This window comes from Mannheimia sp. ZY171111 (assembly GCF_017750945.1).
In the GTDB taxonomy this organism is placed as follows: domain Bacteria; phylum Pseudomonadota; class Gammaproteobacteria; order Enterobacterales; family Pasteurellaceae; genus Mannheimia; species Mannheimia pernigra.
Map to the genome: position 1 here is coordinate 699,368 of NZ_CP046532.1, position 18,466 is coordinate 717,833.

General features: G+C 35.6%; 18 protein-coding genes, 1 other RNA gene and 2 pseudogenes. 13 read left to right on the top strand and 8 right to left on the bottom strand.

Annotated features, from left to right (window positions below):
* Window positions 1-76: 76 nt before the first annotated feature.
* Entirely contained in the window at window positions 77-430 is a 354-nt protein-coding gene (locus GM698_RS03325) for a CrcB family protein (protein WP_176809594.1), read from the bottom strand.
* A gap of 28 nt (window positions 431-458) precedes the next feature.
* A complete protein-coding gene (gene rpoH / locus GM698_RS03330) occupies window positions 459-1,415 on the bottom strand; it encodes an RNA polymerase sigma factor RpoH (RefSeq protein WP_176809593.1) in 957 nt (318 codons plus the stop codon).
* A gap of 236 nt (window positions 1,416-1,651) precedes the next feature.
* Here rpoH and ssrA point away from each other — a divergent pair.
* The 11 genes and pseudogenes from ssrA to GM698_RS03385 all read left to right on the top strand — a co-directional run bounded on the left by ssrA (window position 1,652) and on the right by GM698_RS03385 (window position 12,027).
* Window positions 1,652-2,018, top strand: a transfer-messenger RNA (tmRNA) gene (gene ssrA, locus GM698_RS03335).
* A gap of 256 nt (window positions 2,019-2,274) precedes the next feature.
* Window positions 2,275-3,501 (top strand): annotated as a pseudogene (locus GM698_RS03340) (integrase arm-type DNA-binding domain-containing protein).
* 307 nt (window positions 3,502-3,808) lie between these two features.
* A complete protein-coding gene (locus GM698_RS03345; protein ID WP_176812214.1) occupies window positions 3,809-4,132 on the top strand; it encodes an addiction module antidote protein in 324 nt (107 codons plus the stop codon).
* Window positions 4,133-4,140: 8 nt separating this feature from the next.
* Entirely contained in the window at window positions 4,141-4,446 is a 306-nt protein-coding gene (locus GM698_RS03350; protein WP_176812213.1) for a DNA-binding transcriptional regulator, read from the top strand.
* A gap of 162 nt (window positions 4,447-4,608) precedes the next feature.
* Complete coding sequence (locus GM698_RS03355) at window positions 4,609-5,196, top strand: Panacea domain-containing protein (protein ID WP_176812212.1); 588 nt, start codon at window positions 4,609-4,611, stop codon at window positions 5,194-5,196.
* Window positions 5,189-5,644, top strand: coding sequence for a terminase (locus GM698_RS03360; protein ID WP_176812211.1), 456 nt, complete (start codon window positions 5,189-5,191; stop codon window positions 5,642-5,644). The genes GM698_RS03355 and GM698_RS03360 overlap by 8 nt, the downstream gene beginning before the upstream one ends.
* 314 nt (window positions 5,645-5,958) lie before the next feature.
* Window positions 5,959-6,645, top strand: a complete 687-nt coding sequence (locus GM698_RS03365; protein ID WP_176812210.1) for a hypothetical protein — start codon at window positions 5,959-5,961, stop codon at window positions 6,643-6,645.
* Window positions 6,646-6,795: 150 nt separating this feature from the next.
* Window positions 6,796-8,067 carry a site-specific integrase gene (locus GM698_RS03370; protein ID WP_176812209.1) on the top strand — a complete coding sequence of 424 codons (1,272 nt, stop codon included), beginning with the start codon at window positions 6,796-6,798 and terminating at the stop codon, window positions 8,065-8,067.
* Complete coding sequence (locus GM698_RS03375) at window positions 8,060-9,580, top strand: site-specific integrase (RefSeq protein WP_209289658.1); 1,521 nt, start codon at window positions 8,060-8,062, stop codon at window positions 9,578-9,580. Before GM698_RS03370 ends, GM698_RS03375 begins: the two co-directional genes overlap by 8 nt.
* Before the next feature lies 1 nt (window position 9,581).
* The gene (locus tag GM698_RS03380; RefSeq protein WP_176812207.1) at window positions 9,582-11,621 is read left to right on the top strand and encodes an integrase; all 2,040 of its coding nucleotides are present in this window, start codon (window positions 9,582-9,584) and stop codon (window positions 11,619-11,621) included.
* Between the two features lies 1 nt (window position 11,622).
* On the top strand, window positions 11,623-12,027 hold the full coding sequence (locus tag GM698_RS03385) for a hypothetical protein (RefSeq protein ID WP_040080879.1): 405 nt from the start codon (window positions 11,623-11,625) through the stop codon (window positions 12,025-12,027).
* 59 nt (window positions 12,028-12,086) lie between these two features.
* On the opposite strand, the gene GM698_RS03390 is transcribed toward GM698_RS03385, so the two are convergent.
* The 3 genes from GM698_RS03390 to GM698_RS03400 form a co-directional block, all read right to left on the bottom strand.
* Entirely contained in the window at window positions 12,087-12,530 is a 444-nt protein-coding gene (locus tag GM698_RS03390; protein ID WP_176669973.1) for a hypothetical protein, read from the bottom strand.
* A gap of 32 nt (window positions 12,531-12,562) precedes the next feature.
* On the bottom strand, window positions 12,563-13,192 hold the full coding sequence (locus tag GM698_RS03395; RefSeq protein WP_176812206.1) for a hypothetical protein: 630 nt from the start codon (window positions 13,190-13,192) through the stop codon (window positions 12,563-12,565).
* Between the two features lie 87 nt (window positions 13,193-13,279).
* Window positions 13,280-13,924 carry a hypothetical protein gene (locus GM698_RS03400; protein WP_176812205.1) on the bottom strand — a complete coding sequence of 215 codons (645 nt, stop codon included), beginning with the start codon at window positions 13,922-13,924 and terminating at the stop codon, window positions 13,280-13,282.
* 154 nt (window positions 13,925-14,078) lie between these two features.
* Here GM698_RS03400 and GM698_RS03405 point away from each other — a divergent pair, with 154 nt between their 5' ends.
* A complete protein-coding gene (locus tag GM698_RS03405) occupies window positions 14,079-14,495 on the top strand; it encodes a helix-turn-helix domain-containing protein (protein ID WP_111313030.1) in 417 nt (138 codons plus the stop codon).
* 43 nt (window positions 14,496-14,538) lie between these two features.
* Window positions 14,539-15,621, top strand: a pseudogene (locus GM698_RS03410) (IS481 family transposase).
* Between the two features lie 59 nt (window positions 15,622-15,680).
* Here the strand turns inward: GM698_RS03410 and qatD are convergent.
* Genes qatD through GM698_RS03425 form a run of 3 tightly spaced genes read right to left on the bottom strand, consistent with a single transcriptional unit; the run spans window position 15,681 to window position 18,465 of the window.
* Window positions 15,681-16,412, bottom strand: a complete 732-nt coding sequence (gene qatD, locus GM698_RS03415; protein WP_176812204.1) for a Qat anti-phage system TatD family nuclease QatD — start codon at window positions 16,410-16,412, stop codon at window positions 15,681-15,683.
* On the bottom strand, window positions 16,409-17,725 hold the full coding sequence (gene qatC / locus GM698_RS03420; RefSeq protein ID WP_176808832.1) for a Qat anti-phage system QueC-like protein QatC: 1,317 nt from the start codon (window positions 17,723-17,725) through the stop codon (window positions 16,409-16,411). Before qatC ends, qatD begins: the two co-directional genes overlap by 4 nt.
* Window positions 17,725-18,465 (bottom strand): hypothetical protein, encoded by a 741-nt coding sequence (locus tag GM698_RS03425; RefSeq protein ID WP_040080882.1) that lies wholly within the window; start codon window positions 18,463-18,465, stop codon window positions 17,725-17,727. Before GM698_RS03425 ends, qatC begins: the two co-directional genes overlap by 1 nt.
* Window position 18,466: the final 1 nt, after the last annotated feature.

Here is an 18,466-nt window from a genome sequence, read left to right on the forward strand (position 1 = left end):
ATCCTTATTATCTCTATTTAAACAAGCGGTCGTTTTCTTGCAAAGTTTTGCAATTTCACGCCATTATCAATGGAGATTATTTTTTCATTAAGTAAACAGCAAATAGGGTGCAAGCAAAACCACCTAGCGTATGTAATCCGAAAATAGCAAAAGCGGTAAGCCACTTGCTTTCAAGCAGATTTTTGCTCACTTCCGCTGAAAAGGCTGAAAATGTGGTAAAACAGCCCAGAAAACCAGTCACAAAGCAAAGTTTGGTCTGCTCAGATAATGAGATCCCCATCGTGAGCCCCATTAAAAAACAACCTAGCCAATTGATAAGCAATGTACCAAATGCTAAGGAGCCGAACAGTGGATTGAGCCAAAGCCCCATCACCCAACGAGTAAATCCGCCTACGATAGCACCAATAGAAATCAAGAGAAAAGTTGCCATTTTTACGCCCAAAATTACCGCTTGCAGCCTAAACCTCTAGCGTGATCGCCTCTTTAATTTTCTTTAATGCGGCATTTTCTAGTTGGCGAACACGTTCAGCAGAGATACTATATTTATCCGCCAAATCTTGCAAGGTGGCCTTGTTATCGTCTAACCAACGGGTTTTAATAATATCTTGGCTACGTTCATCAAGAGTAGCGAGAGCATAAGCAAGTTGAGCGGTAGCTTGCCCGTTGTGTTGTTCGTATTCCAAATCATCAGCAAAATTAGAGCTATCATCTTCAATGTACATTGAAGGGACATAAGTACCTTCATCGTCATCTCCTGCTGGCAAATCGAAGCCTAAATCTTGTCCTGTCATACGAGATTCCATCTCTCGGACTTCTGCAACTGAAACCCCTAAATCGTCCGCTACTTTTTTGATCTCTTCTTCATTAAACCACGCCAAGCGGTTTTTATTTTTACGCAGATTGAAAAATAGCTTACGCTGAGCTTTAGTCGTTGCCACTTTCACAATTCGCCAATTTTTCAGCACATATTCGTGAATTTCTGCCTTTACCCAATGTACCGCAAAAGAAACCAATCGCACACCCACATTCGGATCAAAACGTTTTACCGCTTTCATCAGGCCAATATTACCTTCTTGAATTAAATCTGCCAGCGGCAGGCCATAACCCAAATAGCCGCGAGCGATATGAATGACAAAACGCATATGAGAAAGAATGAGCTGCTTGGCTGCTTCAACATCTTCATCATAATAGTAACGCTCCGCCAACGCTTTTTCTTGCTCAGCAGTCAGAATCGGATACTGATTTGCCATACGGATATAGCTATCTAAGTTCCCTTGTGGTACAGGCATTGAGCCCGACACTAACGCAGGGTGGATAGCTTCTGATGTATATGCTTCCTCTATATCATCAACCTCCATAGGTTCAGCTTCTATAATTTCTGCATCTTCAATCTCATTTTCTTCAAATTTTTTCATTCTACTTCTCTTAACCCTAAGCCAATTTAAACATTATAGCAGTGTTATCCTAATCTTTTATTAGAGAGACATAAAAAAGTTGAGTTCACTAGAAACTCAACTTTTTCTTTTCAGTAACAACCAGATTAGCACATAAGCATTTACCCGAAAAAAGAGGCTGAATCTCATTTTAATCACCGCGATTTGCAAAATATTTTGCAAATTTAACCGCTTTCCTTTAGAATAGTGCCTCTTTTGGGGCTGATTTTGGATTCGACGGGATTAGCGAAGCCCAAGGTGCATGTCGAGGTGCGGTAGGCCTCGTAAACAAACCGCAAAATAATAGTCGCAAACGACGAACAATACGCTTTAGCAGCTTAATAACCTGCTTTAAAGCCTTATCTCCTCAGCTTCCGCTCGTAAGACGAGGATAAAGATAAGTCACCCAAAACGAGATCGTGTGGACGCCGCCGCTTTAGGATCGAAACACTAAATTGAATAAAGCTAGTTTATACATTGCGTGTCTGTCCGCTGTGTGTAAGCGAAATTAAAGACTAGACTAAACATGTAGTACTGAAGGTAGAGAAATTTCGGACGCGGGTTCAACTCCCGCCAGCTCCACCAAATTATAAACCTATAGCGTTCTATAGATACCTAAAAAGCCTTGAAAATCAATACTTCAAGGCTTTTTTATTGTCCGTTGCGTACCTCTATACGATACAATCAAATCCGAAGATTTTAGGAGTATATTTAGGAGTACGAGCAAACACTTATAAATTTTCGCACTCCTAAAATCACGTTAAAGCCTGACTAGATAAGGCTTTATCGCTTTTAGTTTTATACTCCTAAACGTTGGTTCTTATACTCCTAAAGGCTTACTATGGCGAGAAAAATCATACCTTTGAATGACACACAGATAAGAAAAGCGAAGCCCGAAGATAGCCCATTGAGAGATGGCAACGGCTTATTGCTGGTTATTACTCAAAATTCCAAATTTTGGCGGTTTAGATATGAGAGACCGTTCACAAAAAAACGAAATGATCTAAGCATTGGAGCTTACCCTGATATATCTTTAGCACAAGCGAGGGAAACTCGAGAGGAATATAGGGCCTTGCTTGCTCAGAATATCGATCCGCAACACCACCGCCAACAGCAAGAACAGGCGAAAGCAAATGAGCTTACCAATGTTTATGAGAAAGTGGCGTGGGCGTGGCTTGAACACCGCAAGACGAAGAAGAATTTTTCGGATAACTACCAAAAAGATGTGATCGCCCTTATCAAAAACAACCTATTGTCGCATTCCGGGCAAATGCCTATCACGCAGATAACCGCTCCGATGGCGATTAAGGCTTTTAAACAATATCAAGACGAGGGCAAGCTAGAGAAGTTAAAGCGTACTATTCAGAAGCATAATGAAATAATGACTTTTGCCGTACATCGTGAAATGATACCGGCTAACCCCACCGCCAACATTGCGAAAGAGTTCGATAGCCCAACGGTAGCGCATTTTAAGACAATCAAGCCTGAAGATTTAGGCGAGTTCTTATACACGCTACAGAACGCCCAAATTCATCTACAGACACGCTATTTAATTCTGTGGCAGTTACTCACAATGACACGCCCTAACGAAGCGGCTAAGGCGAAATGGGCGGATATAGACGAACGTGCGAAACTGTGGACGATACCGGCGGAAAATATGAAGCGAGGTATTGAGCATAAAATCACATTATCACGGCAAACAATCGCCCTCTTGCGAGAAATTAAGAAACTAAGTGGCGGCAAAGAATACATCTTCCCAAGTGTGAAGAACCCTCAAACGCACGTTAATACACAAACCGCCAACAGTGCGATCAAATGAATGGGCTACAAAGGCAAATTAGTAGCTCACGGCTTGCGGTCTATTGCCTCTACTTATCTCAATGAGAAAGGATATAACAGTGATTTAATCGAAGTGGCTCTATCTCATATAAACAGCAACAGAGTAAAGGCGGCTTATGACAGGGGCGAACGCCTAGAACAACGTTTTAAACTGCTCCAAGTATGGGCGGATTTTGTAGAAGAATGTTCACAAGGTAGCTTGCCTCAATATCATTTAAAAGTAGCTTAGTAAAACTTAGTAAATTTTCCGCCAAATATGACCGCTTGTAATGCCGTTAGGTTATCGCCTGACGGCTTTTTTATTGCCGTTCTTCTATATATATTTTTTTACAGCCAAACTTTTAAAAAAAATATCACCATTATCACCAAAATTAATATAAACCCTTATATATCAAGGCTCTAAGAGTGGTGATATTTTTTAAAAAAACATCACCAAAATATCACCAACTTCACCAAAACATCACCTAAATTGAGGGTAATGCTTGATAATGTGTATCTAATAGGATACTTTTATAGGCAAATTTAAGAGGGCAGTAATGGAAGCAGTACAAATTAACGAAGAAATGGCAGATAAACACGGCTTACGCCCTTTTGATGTAGCGGAATTTCTAACTGACGAGGAAACTATACAAGCCTATTTAGCCGAAGTGTTGAAAGAGGGAGACCAAGACGAATTTCTAGAAGCCTTAAACGATATAGCAAGGGCTAGAGGAATGGCGGAACTTGCGAAGCAAACAGGGCTAGGAAGAGAGAGCCTATATAAAACCCTAGCCAAAGGTAGCAAGCCACGATTTGACACCATTCAAAAGATTTTAGGGGCTTTCAATTTAGTGCTTATTCCACAGGTTAAAAACATTTAAGGGTAACAATGAGCTTTTACAATGACTTAATGGAGGGCTTAACAGCAATGAAAGAACACCTCGAGGGCAAACGAACATTACGCACTGAAACGCTATCACGCCCTGAGCCATTACAGATTTCAGCCGATGAGGTAAAAGCTATTAGAGCAAGATTAAACCTCTCTCAAGCGGTATTTGCTCAACGTTTACGAACAAGCGTAAAAACCTATCAAGGGTGGGAGCAAGGGAAAAGTACCCCAAACCCACAGGCAACTATCCTTTTGCGATTAGTGGAACAATCTCCACAGGTATTTGAACAAATTGCCCGACTTTAAAAATGAGCCGTTGATCTGATGATTGGCGGCTTTTTATTTTCTACCTTGTGTTTACTATGCACCTATAAAACACTACTAAAGACTATACGGCTTTATTCGATAGCCATTTATCTTTATAATACCCATAAATGAAAGCCTAATTTATGAGGCAAAGGGGCAATTATGTTTGATGAATTAAAAGTAGCACAGGCAACGGCTTATTTATTAAATAAGGCTGGCGGCACAATGGAGCATATTAAGGTAATGAAATTGCTTTATCTTGCTGACCGCCTCTCTTGGCAAAGATATAGCTACTCTATTTCTAACGATGAATATTACTCTTTGCCGTATGGACCGGTATTAAGCAACACGCTAAACCTAATGCGAGGCGAAGAAGCGAGCCTTTACCAAAAAGGCAGCATTTGGGGTGATTGGATAGCCGATAAAGAAGATCATAAAATCAGCCTAAAAAAAGCCGTAGATACTACAGATGAATACTTTTTTGATTGCCTATCAGAAAGTGACACCGAAATTTTAGATGAAGTCTTTGCGACTTTCGGAAGCTATAAGCCTTTCGCCCTAGTAGAATATACGCATAATCCGAAATATATCCCCGAATGGGAAGATCCGCAGGGAAGAAGCAAGCCTATTTATTTAAAAACACTACTTGCTAATTTAGGTAAAACAGAAAGCGAAATCGAAAGCATATTAGAACAGCAAGAAGAACAAATGGCAGTGGATAAACTCTTGAATGGTTCAAATAATGCCTAAAATACAAAGACAGGTTACTATTCTACGCCCCACAAATTACGGTAAGGAAGAAAACAACTACAAGCACCTTTATATCTTGCTGACTGACCCCTGTTTTGATGGTGAAACCGGCAAAGAAGATATGATTTTAAATGTAAGCTGCTCTAGTATTAAGGGCGACAAAGCACTAGATGAAACTTGTATTTTAAAAGCCGGCATACACGAATTTATCACTAGAGACAGCTTTATTTTCTACCGCCATTTAAGAATTGACACCTTAGCAGATATACGTTCAAACATAGAACAAGGTTATTTCATTCAGAAAGCCTTAATCAATGATGAAATCTATCACGCTATATTGAAAGGCGTTCTATCGTCTAAATCGGTAGCAGCTAGATATAAACGCTTTCTAAAGAATGCTATCCGCCAAAATGCTTGCCCTGATATTGTGACTCAAAATGAACCTTAAGCCGTTGATGAAAATTGACGGCTTTTTATTTGCTCCTAGATATTCCAAATCAGTTCCGTATCCGTACCAATTCGGTACCAATCACGCCCCGATTGCGGTTCGATAACGTAAGAAATTTTTTTACAGGGAAATGACCGCTTGAACAGCCTCTTTTACTGTAATAAAATACAGCCTATCAAGTTCAATCCGTAACTATACGGATTTATTCAAATTAGTGTGGATAGTGGCGGAGTAGCTACCAAAACGAAAGGAGAAAGCCCTTTATTTCTCTTTCCACGCTCTCACAGTAAAGGGCAGCGTTAAAGGGGCGTTTTATGGCTGATCATAGTCAATTTATTTCAATACTTGAAAATCTTTCTAATCCCGTAATTTCCCTAAAAGACTTGATTGAAAAATTAGTTAGTTACACGAATAGAACGCCGGCATCTATTGCCGACAAGCTAGAGGGGCTTATTTTTGGTTTTCGTAAAGGAGGCTCACATAATCAGTATGATAATGCTTTTGTTTATTGTACGGTCTTTGAAATTGATCAAAGAGGGGAAAGGCATAGCTACGAACCTATGAGCAATCATTTCAAAGACACTTTTGATCATATCAAAGGTTATTTGAATGAAGTGATAGCAGATAATGCCTTCAATACCTTAGAACTTACCCGATTTACGGTAAGAGGATCTGAAATAGCAAAACTGATTAAATCCAAAATGCCTGAATTATTAGATAAAGTTCCTCAAACAAAAATAGAAACAATGAGCCAAAATCAAAGCGATTATATTTCTGTTTATGAGCTTATCGAATGGGCTAGAGAAAAGAGTAAAAAAGATGTTGGTTTTTCAGCTAATCAATTATTGTTAGAGCTAACAGGGAAACACATTCAAACCTATAAACGCTCCATTCTTACAGAAAAAATCACTTATTCAGATAAACAGATTGGCAAATTACTACTTTTCGCTTTTCAAAATAACGGCTACAACGAAATAAATTTTGATGATATTCCTTTTTGAGATACGTATATATCTAAACTGTCAAAATAAATCATAGAGTATCTAGGTAGAGCCTTGTAAAACAAGGCTCTACTTTTTTTACATTTATTTTGACTAGTTATATCTTTGTTGTTAGTATTTATATATATTTGTTTGTAAAATTAAAGTCATATGCATAGATTAGAAACAATCCTTTTTACGAATGGGGAACGCTTTCCTTTATTGGTTAATAAAAAAACAGAACTACCTGATTTCTATTCCACTTTGTGGGTTACTCTAGAATTACGATATTCTGCCGTAAATACAATTAGAAACAAATTAGTGACCTTACAATGGTTAATGGAGTGGGAAAATAATAACCACTTAATAATCAGTGATTTAGTTAAAAACGAAAAACTGCTGACTGAAAGTGAATTAGAATCTCTTTTTAGGCACATGCAAATAAATGCTGCTAAACAGAAAAAGACTAACTATGTAAAGAAGCGTTTTGTTACAAAGGGACGCACTCAGTTTATTGATAGCTATCCATCTGTATCGCTTAGTCATAAATATAATAGGCTAACTACTCTTTCAGACTATATTTTATTTCTATCTAAAAGCATAAAAATCTCCGACGGATACAGGAAAAATTTAATGGAAATTATCTCATTAATTAAAGCTCATAGACCTAAAAATCATAAAGTACCCTTAATAAAATTAGAGAGTGAATTACCTGATGGACTTTTGGATGAGTTTATGTCTATTGCAAATTTTTCAAATCCGAATAATCCATTTCGAGATATTGGCATTAGAAAACGAAATCACTTAATGTTTATTTTACTAAAAGATCTTGGTATTAGAAGAGGTGAGTTACTATCAATCAAAATAGATTGTATTGATATAGCAACAGCTAGACCTTCAATTCTTATTAAAAGAACACATGATGACAAATATGATACAAGGAGGAATCAGGCTGTAGCTAAGACAAAAGAGCGTAGATTACCTATTTCAAATCATATAGCTCAGCTTATAGATGATTATATTATGAATTATCGCTCTAAAATCCCTTATGCCAATAAGCATCCTTATCTATTTGTAACTCATCGTAAAGGAAAAACATTAGGCCACCCTATTAGTACAAGTTCTTTTGACAATGTTATTGTACCGACAATGAAAAAAGTAAATCAAAAATTTTCTATTATTCATCCTCATATATTTCGCCATGAATGGAATCTAGAATTTTCAAGAAAAATAGATAAAAATAATGCTGAATTAAAACATAATATTTCTCATAAAGACTTTATTTCCCCTGAAAAAGAAATCAAAATGAGGCAACACCTGATGGGACATACATCAGAAAGATCGGCACATGTTTATAACCAACGTTATATTCGCGAAAAAGCTGATAAAATTTTATTAGAGATACAGAAAGATTTCCAAGAAAAGGTCAATAATTATGAGTAAAAATAAATTTCCAAGAAAATCAAGAGATGGATATGAATTTTATGAGCATGAAAATTCCTGGCATATCAGTAAAGACATTATAATTAACTTTTCTCAAATTGTATTAGATATAGATAAGAAAACACTAAATGGTTTTAAGAAAACATTGGCTATATATGCTGAAAAATACTCTAGTTATCATACCATTAATATGTATAAGAGATTTAAAGAGCTAGTAATAGATACTAATTTAAAAGTAATTGATGTCCCAGCGATATTAAATTGGAAAGCTATCTTAGGAAAAAAGAATGAATGGTATTTAGGCGCATTAAAAGGATTTTTACTCTCTTGGTATGAATATGGATATGATGGGATTGATAAATCTGTAGTCTCCTTACTTGAAAGTTTTACCTTAAGTGGAAATGATAAAGGAATATCAGTATTAACAAGGTGCCCTTACACTGGCGCATTTACTCAAAATGAAATTTTAGCTTTAATGTTTGAGCTGTCTAGGCTCTGGAAAGAAGATCTTATTTCATTTGAAACATATGCCTATATTCATTTATTACAAGCTACTGCAAGACGACCAATACAAATACGTCATTTGAAATTTGAAGATCTAAGAAAGGAAATATCAGAAGGTACTTGGAATTATTATCTATATATACCTAGTGCTAAAAAAAGAGGTGCTCTATTTAGAGAGAGTTTTAAAAAACTGGCTATAACAGAGGATTTATACCTAATTTTGTTGAATTTTATAGAGCAACAATATAATAAATTACTAAAAATTATAGATGAGAAATTTATTGTTAATCACAAAATGAAATTACCCATGTTCATAGATTGGAAATGTCTATTAGGAAATATAGAAAATAAGAAGTTTGATTTATCTTTATTAGATAAAGATATTTTCCATTATTCCTCTTCCGAATTAGAATTTCGTGTATTGCGTAAATTCTGTATCCTACAAAAAGCTATTTCAGAGCGAACTGGTGAAATTATTCATGTTAGTGCTAGAAGGTTTCGTTATACCCGAGGAACAAATTTGGGACGAAAAGGTGTCGGTGCTCATATCATTGCAGAACTTTTAGACCATTCTGATACACAAAATGTCAAAGTTTATACTGAAAATACAGCAGATACCGTTCAATACATCGATCGTACTATAGGGAAAGATATGGGAAAGTTAGCCCAAACGTTCGCAGGAAAAATTATAGAGAATTTATATGAGAGTGAAAGAGGACATGACCCTCAATCATTTATAACCAATAATGGTTCAGATACAATTGGAGCATGTGGTACAAATAAATTTTGTATAAGTAGCTATGAGAATTGCTATTTATGCCCGAAATTTAGACCATTACTTAATGGCCCACATCAAGAAATTTTAGATAAACTCTATAAGGAGAAGGAAGAGCGCTTTAAAAAAACTAAGAATATAGATTATGCTTCTTCTAAAGATCGTATTATTTTGGCTGTCGAATATGTAGTTCAAGCTTGTAATGAGATGAAAAGAGTTAGGGGGAAACATTAATATGAATAATCCAATTTTTACTCCAATACATAATAATCCTGAATTAAATTTAGCCCAATTTATTGATTTTTGTAAAAATAGACTTACTGCCTTTGGGAATGACTGCTGGGAAAATAATCAATGGAAGGCAAAGTTTGGTATATATTCGGTTCAAGTTCGTTTTTCTACAGATAGAATTAAGTCGACAGCCTATAAATATGAGCCATTATCAGAGCCATTTATTGATTTCGCAAAGGCATATATTCTTTATACATATTCTCTACAACCAATTAGACAATTAGCAAGACACATTGAAGCATTACGTTTAGTTGAAATGGCTCTTTACAATGTAAAATCTAGTGCAGACATATTACTCTTAGATTATTTAGTCATTAGAGAAGTTGAGTCTTTAGCTATGAAAAAATATGAAAAAGGCTCAGACTCAATTAATAAATTGGGATATCAACTTGAAAAATTATTCGATTTTTGTCGAATAAATTATATTACTCCTAATTTACCCATATGGAACAATCCTTATAAGCGCCCGAGAGACTTAACTATACTGCTTGATGAAAAGGGAAAAGAATATCGCTCTCAAAAAATGCCAACAGATGAGGAGATGATGTTGGTAGCAAAATTGTTTCATGATGCCCCTAATTTGGACAAGGAAACAGAATACTATACAGCTATTATGGCATTACTTATGGTTGCACCATCTCGTTGTTCAGAGTTAATATCTCTTTCTATTAATTGTTTAGAATGGGAAGAAGATAGCCTAGGAAATAAACAATTGGGTATTCGCTGGATACCGGCTAAAAATGGCAAGGAGGGGTTAAAATGGGTTCCTAGTAGTATGCAAGGTGTCATTGTAGAAGCTGTTAAACGTTTAACGGATATTAGTTACCTTGCTAGGAAAGCTGCAAGGTTTGCTGAGGAGAATCCTAATAAGTTGATGTTTTTGGATACCAACATCCAGTCAGACTCTTCTTTATTAATGAAATCTTTAACTGAGATTGAAATAGGTAATATCTTAGGAATTGATGGAAGAAATGGAATTAATACTAAATGGTTTAAAAAGCTAATGAATGAAAATAATGGAATTATAACTTATGATACCCTAGGGAGGTTTTTATATAGAAAATATACTTCAAAATTTAATTTTTGGCCATACGCAGATAAAAATAAAAAGGTTAAAGTCTCCGAAACATTATTACTATTTAGGGAAAACGAGTTTCATGATGATTTTTCACCTAAAAATTTTTCCTTTATTTTACCGACTGTTAATCAAATTAATGATAGATTCTGCTATTCAGAGACCAGACCTAAAACATCATTATGGGAAAAACATTGCATAGGAACATCAAAAGGTGAATTCATCAAATTACCATCACATAATGCAAGACATTGGCTAAGTACAAAAGCGGAAAGAGGAGGTATGGATGAACTAACTTTAGCTAATTGGGCAGGAAGAGCAAGAGTTGCTGATAATAAATTTTATGACCATAGAACAGAAAAGGAAAAAAGTGAAGAGGCTAGAGATTTACTAATTTCGGAAGATATTTCAATTTTAGATAAAATTCATTTAAAACTTCCTATTACCTATGAAGATTTAGGAAAAGATAGAGTTGGAGTTGCGATCATAACAGAAATAGGTGTTTGCGAGCATGATTATGCAATGTCTCCATGCTCACGTCATGGTGAATGTGAAACATGTAAAGAACTTGTTTGTATAAAAGGTCTAGAATCATCTTTAGAAATCTTAAAAGAGAGAGAACAACTACTTATGGAACAATTCACTAGAGCTAAAAAACATCATAAAATGGGGGATTTTGGAGCTGATAGATGGATAAGTAATTTAGGGTGGCGACTAACACATATAAGAACAAAAATTAAGTTTTTAGAAAATAATGATATCCCGAATGGGGCATTATTGAGAATGCCTGACGAGTATGATCCATCACCAGTGAAATTATCTTTGCTAGAAAAAGGAATGGATGTGGATATTCAAAAAGAAGAAACAGCCAAATTAGATGATGATTTATATAGATTGATGGAGTTTTAATATGCCGAAGATTCTTATTACAGAAGAAAATTTAGAAGAAATTTTATTACTCATTAATACGTGGGATAGTAAATTAACATGGGACTTACTTTGCCATAAAGTTGCAGAATTATTAAATGTTAGAAGTATTGAGAGACAATCTTTGGCAAATTATCCAGACATTCAAAAAGCATTTAGTAAACGAAAACAAAAAATAAAAGAACAGGAAGCTGCTATTCCTGAAAAAAATGTAACTATAGATTATCTAAAAAAGCAGGTAAATAATTTAAAGGCTCAAGTTCAACGCTTAGAGGAGATTAATGATAGATATAAAAAAACATTTATTATATGGCAATATAATGCTTATATGAAAGGTATGACAGAGAATGATTTGAATAAGCCATTAGTAGCAGTAAATAGACAATAAATTATTATGATTAGCCACCATTTAAGGTGGCTAATGATTAGGAGTATCTTGCTAAATATTTAAGGACAACGATAGTACCGTTTACCATCAATAACAAGCGTATTTGGGTTTACTAATTTTGCATTGAGTGTTTCTTGAGTAATATTGTTCGTAGAATCAGGATCGACATCTTGTGAAGTCACTTCTACTTGTGCATTAAAAGTATTCTCTGTTAATGAATTAAATTTAATCACTTTATAGCTCGACCAAGTAAGTAGTTCTAAATGGTTTTGCTGTGGGGTAATAATCCATATCACTTGCTCAAAATTTCCCGAACTTGGGTTGCAATATTGATAAGATGATTTTTTCTTGTTTACCCATTTACCTGCAAAACCATCAGGGATAGTTGGTGCTACCTGCTGATTTTGTTGTGGTTTGAGTATAGTACCTAAATCTAAATTAGCACAAGCAGATAACATACTGCTAACAGCCAATACAGATATCAATTTAAAATGTTTTTTCATATAAAGTCCTTAATCTGATAATATAAGAGTTTTTATTTTCTCGAAAATTCTTTGCGATTAAATTCTGAGATGTGTCCACAACAGGTACATTTTAAAAGATATCTATAATAATTAGTTGTACCGACCTTATTACTATATTCTTCACGCAAACCATTACCATGTTTTATAGACCAATTTTCATAATGTGATTTTGAACCAGTATTTTTACTATCTAAAACGATAGCCTTTTCACAATAACAAACAGGGCAGAAATATCTGCGAGAGCATAAATGAATACCAATTATGCAAAATATAATAGAAAAACCGAGTACATAAAAAACATTGCCATCGAATAATTGGAAGAAAAAGTTATCATTACTAGCGAATAAGGCACTAAATCCAGCAACTGCTCCAATAAAGAAGAAAGCAATTCCGATACATACTCTAAAATGTCTATTTTTACTATTTTCCTGACGTAAAGATTTTAGTTTTTCATCTACTTTAGGAAGATATTGCTCTAATGTTCCTGTGGTGTTATGAGAGAACTTAAGAAATTTAGCTATAATAGGTATATGAGTTAAGTTAAATTTTGTAAAGATAAAAACTAATATCTTCAGTAGAATTATAATAGCTTTTGAAAGCCCTTCCCGTAATTGTTTTAGTTCTTTAATTAGTTGATTCATAAAAACCTCATTACTTAATAATATTCAATTATTATGTGTACTCTTTATCTACTTTTGTAAATCTGAGCCTACTTTCCTCATAGAGAATCAGTCATTAAATGAATCATTCCCATAGTCTTTAATCGTTTTCTCATACCCTAAACTTTTACAAGTTGGCAATTTATTAAAAAAGGTAACGTTTGTACTTGAATCAGCAGAACCACTCTCGGAATTTTCTATCATATACAGAGAAGAACTGTCCTTAGTTGTCAATTTATAGAATGGGAGAGTTCTTCTATAATCAGAACAATGTTGTTTTAACTGAGAGATTTTGATGTCATTAGGATTCAAGTTGAAGATTTTATAGAAATTTGAGTGAGAAAAATTAACGACGGATCTAAATGATAGGCTTACATCTTTCACCTTGTTATTCACTACTTCTACACTAGGGCGTACGACATTTGTAAAGTTCCAAGATAAGGCTGGATCGTAATAATTAAATGTAGTCTCATTTACAAGACTTGATGAAAACTTAAATACTTGGTGTGTACCATCTTCATCAACGAAGATAGTAAGATTCTGTCTCAAGAGAGGTAATACCGTAGCTGCATTATCTGTAATGGCATATTGCTCATAAAATGTGAGAGGTGGCATCTGATTATTAGATGTCGCAAGGTTTGTTGCAAGAGATTGAAGCTCTGCACAAGATGTTAGAGCAAGGGTAAATGGTAATAAAATAAGATGCTTTTTCATGTTTAAAACCCTAAAGTTTGTTGAATGTCAAGTTAAAATATGGGAGAATTCAATAATCAATTCTATTGAATTATGCTCATATAATGTAGCCACTTGTAGTAGTTATTCATTACCACTACAAGTGTGTATCACCAACAATCAATAACTAAAAAACATGGATATCAACGAGAAAATTCGTAAGCTACGAGAAAGTAACTCGTGGTCACAAGAGCAAATGGCTGAGAAGCTAAATATGTCTTTAAATGGCTATGCCAAGATTGAACGAGGTGAGAGTAAAATCTACCTAGAGAAACTTGAGCAAATAGCCCAAGTGTTTGATATTGATATTGTTGAACTTATGCAATCTGATGGTAAAAATATCTGTTTTCAAATTGAATCACCCTTAGGCTCTGTATATCAAGGTGGTGGAGAGACTCAGTTACTTATTGAGATTGAACGCTTAAAGCTAGCACTTTCTCATGCAAATGAAAAGGAATGTCTATTGAATAGGTTGCTTGAGCAGAAGGATAGTGAAATTAAGGCCTTGAAAGATTTAATCAAAACGGTTCTTCCTGTAGAAGATCAGACTTGATCTGACAATTCACTCTAAAAAGTGAGAGTTTCCCGTTTAGAATATGAGTGTCCAAATTCAATCTAAACAAAAAAGGAAACTCTCATGTTTTATTACTTACAATCCCCTTATTAAACACAAGACCGGTTTATTAAATTTAGCAGAAGAACTGGGCAATATCTCTCAAGCCTGTAAGATGATGGGGATGAGTCCAGATACATTCTATCGCTATCAACAAGCGGTTGAGCAAGGTGGGGTGGATGCCTTACTTAATCAAAATCGGCGTATTCCTAATCTAAAAAATCGTGTGGATGAGGCAACAGAGCAAGCTGTTGTGAAGTTTGCATTCGATAATCCGGCATTTGGGCAGGTACGAGTCAGTAACGAACTCCGTAAACAAGGTATTTTTATTTCAGCAGGTGGTGTGCGTTCTATTTAGCTACGCCATAATCTCGCTAACTTTAAACAGCGTTTAAAGGCGTTAGAAAAAGCAGTGGCTGAGAAAGGCATAATTCTGAGTGAAAACCAAGTTCAAGCCTTGGAGCGTAAAAAAGAAGACGATGTGGCTTGTGGCGAAATTGAAACGGCTCATCCGGGCTATCTAGGTTCACAAGATACCTTCTATGTGGGGAATCTTAAGGGGGTTGGACGCATTTATCAACAGACCTTTATTGATACTTATAGTAAAGTCGCATTTGCAAAACTGTATACGATGAAGACAGTAATTAGTGCAGCAGATATGCTCAATGATAAAGTCCTACCGTTCTTTGAGTCCTAAGGATTACCGATGTGGCGTATTCTTACCGACCGAGGCAGTGAGTACTGTGGCAAGGTGGAAAATCACGATTATGAGCTTTATTTAGCGATAAATGACATAGAGCATACGAAAACGAAAGTGAAGCATCCCCAGACGAATGGTATCTGCGAACGCTTCCATAAGACGATTTTACAAGAGTTTTACCAAGTCGTATTTAGGAAGACAATTTATATGGATTTAGCGACATTACAAGCGGATTTAGATGAATGGTTAATGTATTATAATCATCATCGAACTCATCAAGGAAAAATGTGCTGCGGCAGAACACCAATGGACACATTACTTGATGGAAAACGGATTTGGGCGGAAAAGCATTTAAGCTCAAATTAATCTGACAGACACTATAATTTTAAACGGGAACTGTCAGATTAGGTTTGATCTTCTACAGTTTATATATGTTTTGAAACTAAGCTAAAGAGATTTTGTCTCAATATATTTTCAGTTTCTAAAATATTCATCCTCCACATATCTGCCAATATTGCAATGGCAATATTAGCATTCCAAGGGAATAAAGCTTGTGTTTTAAAATTCCCAAAAGGTCCATCAGTTTCAATTAATATTTTTTCTATTGGCATAAGTTGAGCTAAACCATATCCCTTTTTACTACTCAACATTGCAGGTCCAACCGAGAAATAACAGCCTATTTCAACTGCTCGCTTTAACTGCTGTTTGGTACCCGAAAACCAATGAAGAATTGGTAAATTGTCATTTATTTGACTCAATTCATCTAGTACAGCACTAGCACTCATTCTAGAGTGTATGCTTAATATTTTACCACCAGCTTTTGCTGAGCTTCTTAAAATATGACGAAAAACCTTTAATTGGGTTTCCCAATATGGCTTAAACTCTCTTCCACCATCTAAGCCAATTTCACCCACATAGCGAGTTTGGTTTAACAAAGCATCAAACAATTCTAATTCTTGCCAACGTTCGTGAGCTAATTGGGGATGTAATCCCAAAGCGGTACGAATACGAGAACAATCTTTTGCTAATAAACTTGTGCCATACCACGCTTTTGGTGTAGTTGTAACAGATAAGACATACAGATTCTCATCTTGACATCGTTCCACTACATATTGTGGATTGGAATATAAATCCAAATGACAATGCATATCCATCATAATATTTGGTTCGCTATTAAAAGTTGTTCTACTTCGTTCAATCCATCCACAAAAACATTTGCAAACTGATTTAATTGTTGAATAGGTAATCGGCCACTTTGTAAAACCCATTGATTTATATTGCGATCATTTTTTTGATGAATAGCTCTTATTAAAGCAAACAAATCATCTTTTCTATCCTGATTTATTAAAATTTGCCGAATATCATTAAATTCATATTGAGCATCATTGGTAATCCCAGCATAATGCAATGAGGCTCTACGAATCAAACAGGGAACGCAAACCCCACATTGTTGGTTTTTGCGTTTCCAATGGCTACACGACACGGTATCAGGGATAATTTGTCGCAATAATGGTAAATTTTTACATTCTGCTATCATTTGACCTTTCGTTTTAAATTGATAAGGATTTTTTAAAGTAAAAGGAATGTTGACCGCAGTGAATAATTTTTGTATTTCTTGAATAAAATAAGGATGCGTGGTACGGGTACTCAAAGTACCAACTCTGAGTGAGGTTAAAGGGGCATTGATTGAAATAACCCCATTTTCAGGTACGAAAATATCAATCTCTTTTTGAATAACTTCCTGTAATGCATAAGCTGATACAACTGCAAATGCCAAGAAATTTAAACTTCTGGTTCGCATTGTAATTTCAGTTGCCCCGCCATTGTTTAAATGTGGCTGTGCAATTGCATTAAATTGGGAAAATTGATTGGCATAACGACTTTGGTTAAATTTTTCAACAATCATTTGCTGGCGTGATTTATCGCCTTTATAAGAATGACTAACCAATACAGGTGAATAACCCTGTTCTAATAAATCAATCGCCCCAATCGCTGAATCCAAACCACCAGAAAATAAGCAAACGCAGCCTTTATTTCTCAGATCCACCAATTTAGCTCTGCTATTTAATTTATGGGGCTGCGGTGGTAATTTCCCTCCTGCCTGAAAATTAAATTGCCAAATATCACCACTTAGAAAATGTAAAATTTGCTCTAAATGAGTTTTGTTTGCTTGCCAAATATCAGGCTGGCACAAAGGTAAAGTAATGGATAAAGAACGACACCAACCATTTGCAGTATCTTTTCGCAAAACAAAAGTATCTGCTGCCGTAACTGCCAAAGCAATCGTCAAAAAATCCATTACGACATCACTGGGCTCAATACTCAATCTTTTTACTTCATCCAAAACCTTATTACCAATGTTAGCAATTTGTAGTTTTTTGTTGCCTACTCCATACAAATGAACAGGTATTACACCGTTTGGTAGATTTTTTAATTGTTCAATGTCGTGATGAAAAACCAATTGGGTCATCAGTAATCCTCCCATTCTTCCCAAATTTCCAAAATAGCTTGATTTTGAATTTCTTGCATTTGTTCAGTTGTTAGCTGGCAAATATCATCAGTAAACTTAGGGGCAAGCGTAATATCCACCACTTCACGAATGAGTTGTCGTAAAGCATTTTCCACTTCGGCAATTTGCACAGGATTATCGCCTTTCTTCCACGCTTTACCAGCATCGTGTGCAATTTGTAGGAAAATACTTTCAGTTAAATAACAAATCATCATTTTACCGATGACTTCAATGGTAACGCTATTTTCATCAAATGTTGTCATTCCTTCCAATGCTTCTGATAAAGCAATATTCATTGCATAACGAATTTTGTCTGAATCTCCGTGATGACCCGCCAAAAGTTCGGTAATTTGGTTGATGACTGCATCGCAAGGCTGACCATTTAAACTGTGTAAATTAACCAAATATTGTTGCTGCTGGCTACCTGAAAAAATACCAAATAAGCCAGCACCGGCTTGGGTGATTTTTCCTGATTTTTGTACAGCAATATGCTTACCGCCACTGGCTTTTCGGGCATAATGACCGAGTGCTTTACGCACTTCCTCACGCCCACCACCTCTCACAGCCCTACCGATTGCTTGACGCAATCCTTTTGTTCTTTGTGGGTCTGGTGTCTGTGGTTGTGTTTGACTACCATCAACCCAAGCAGGTAATAGAGGGGAGCGACCATTTGGTCCTACGCTAGATTGTGAAGTGCCCATT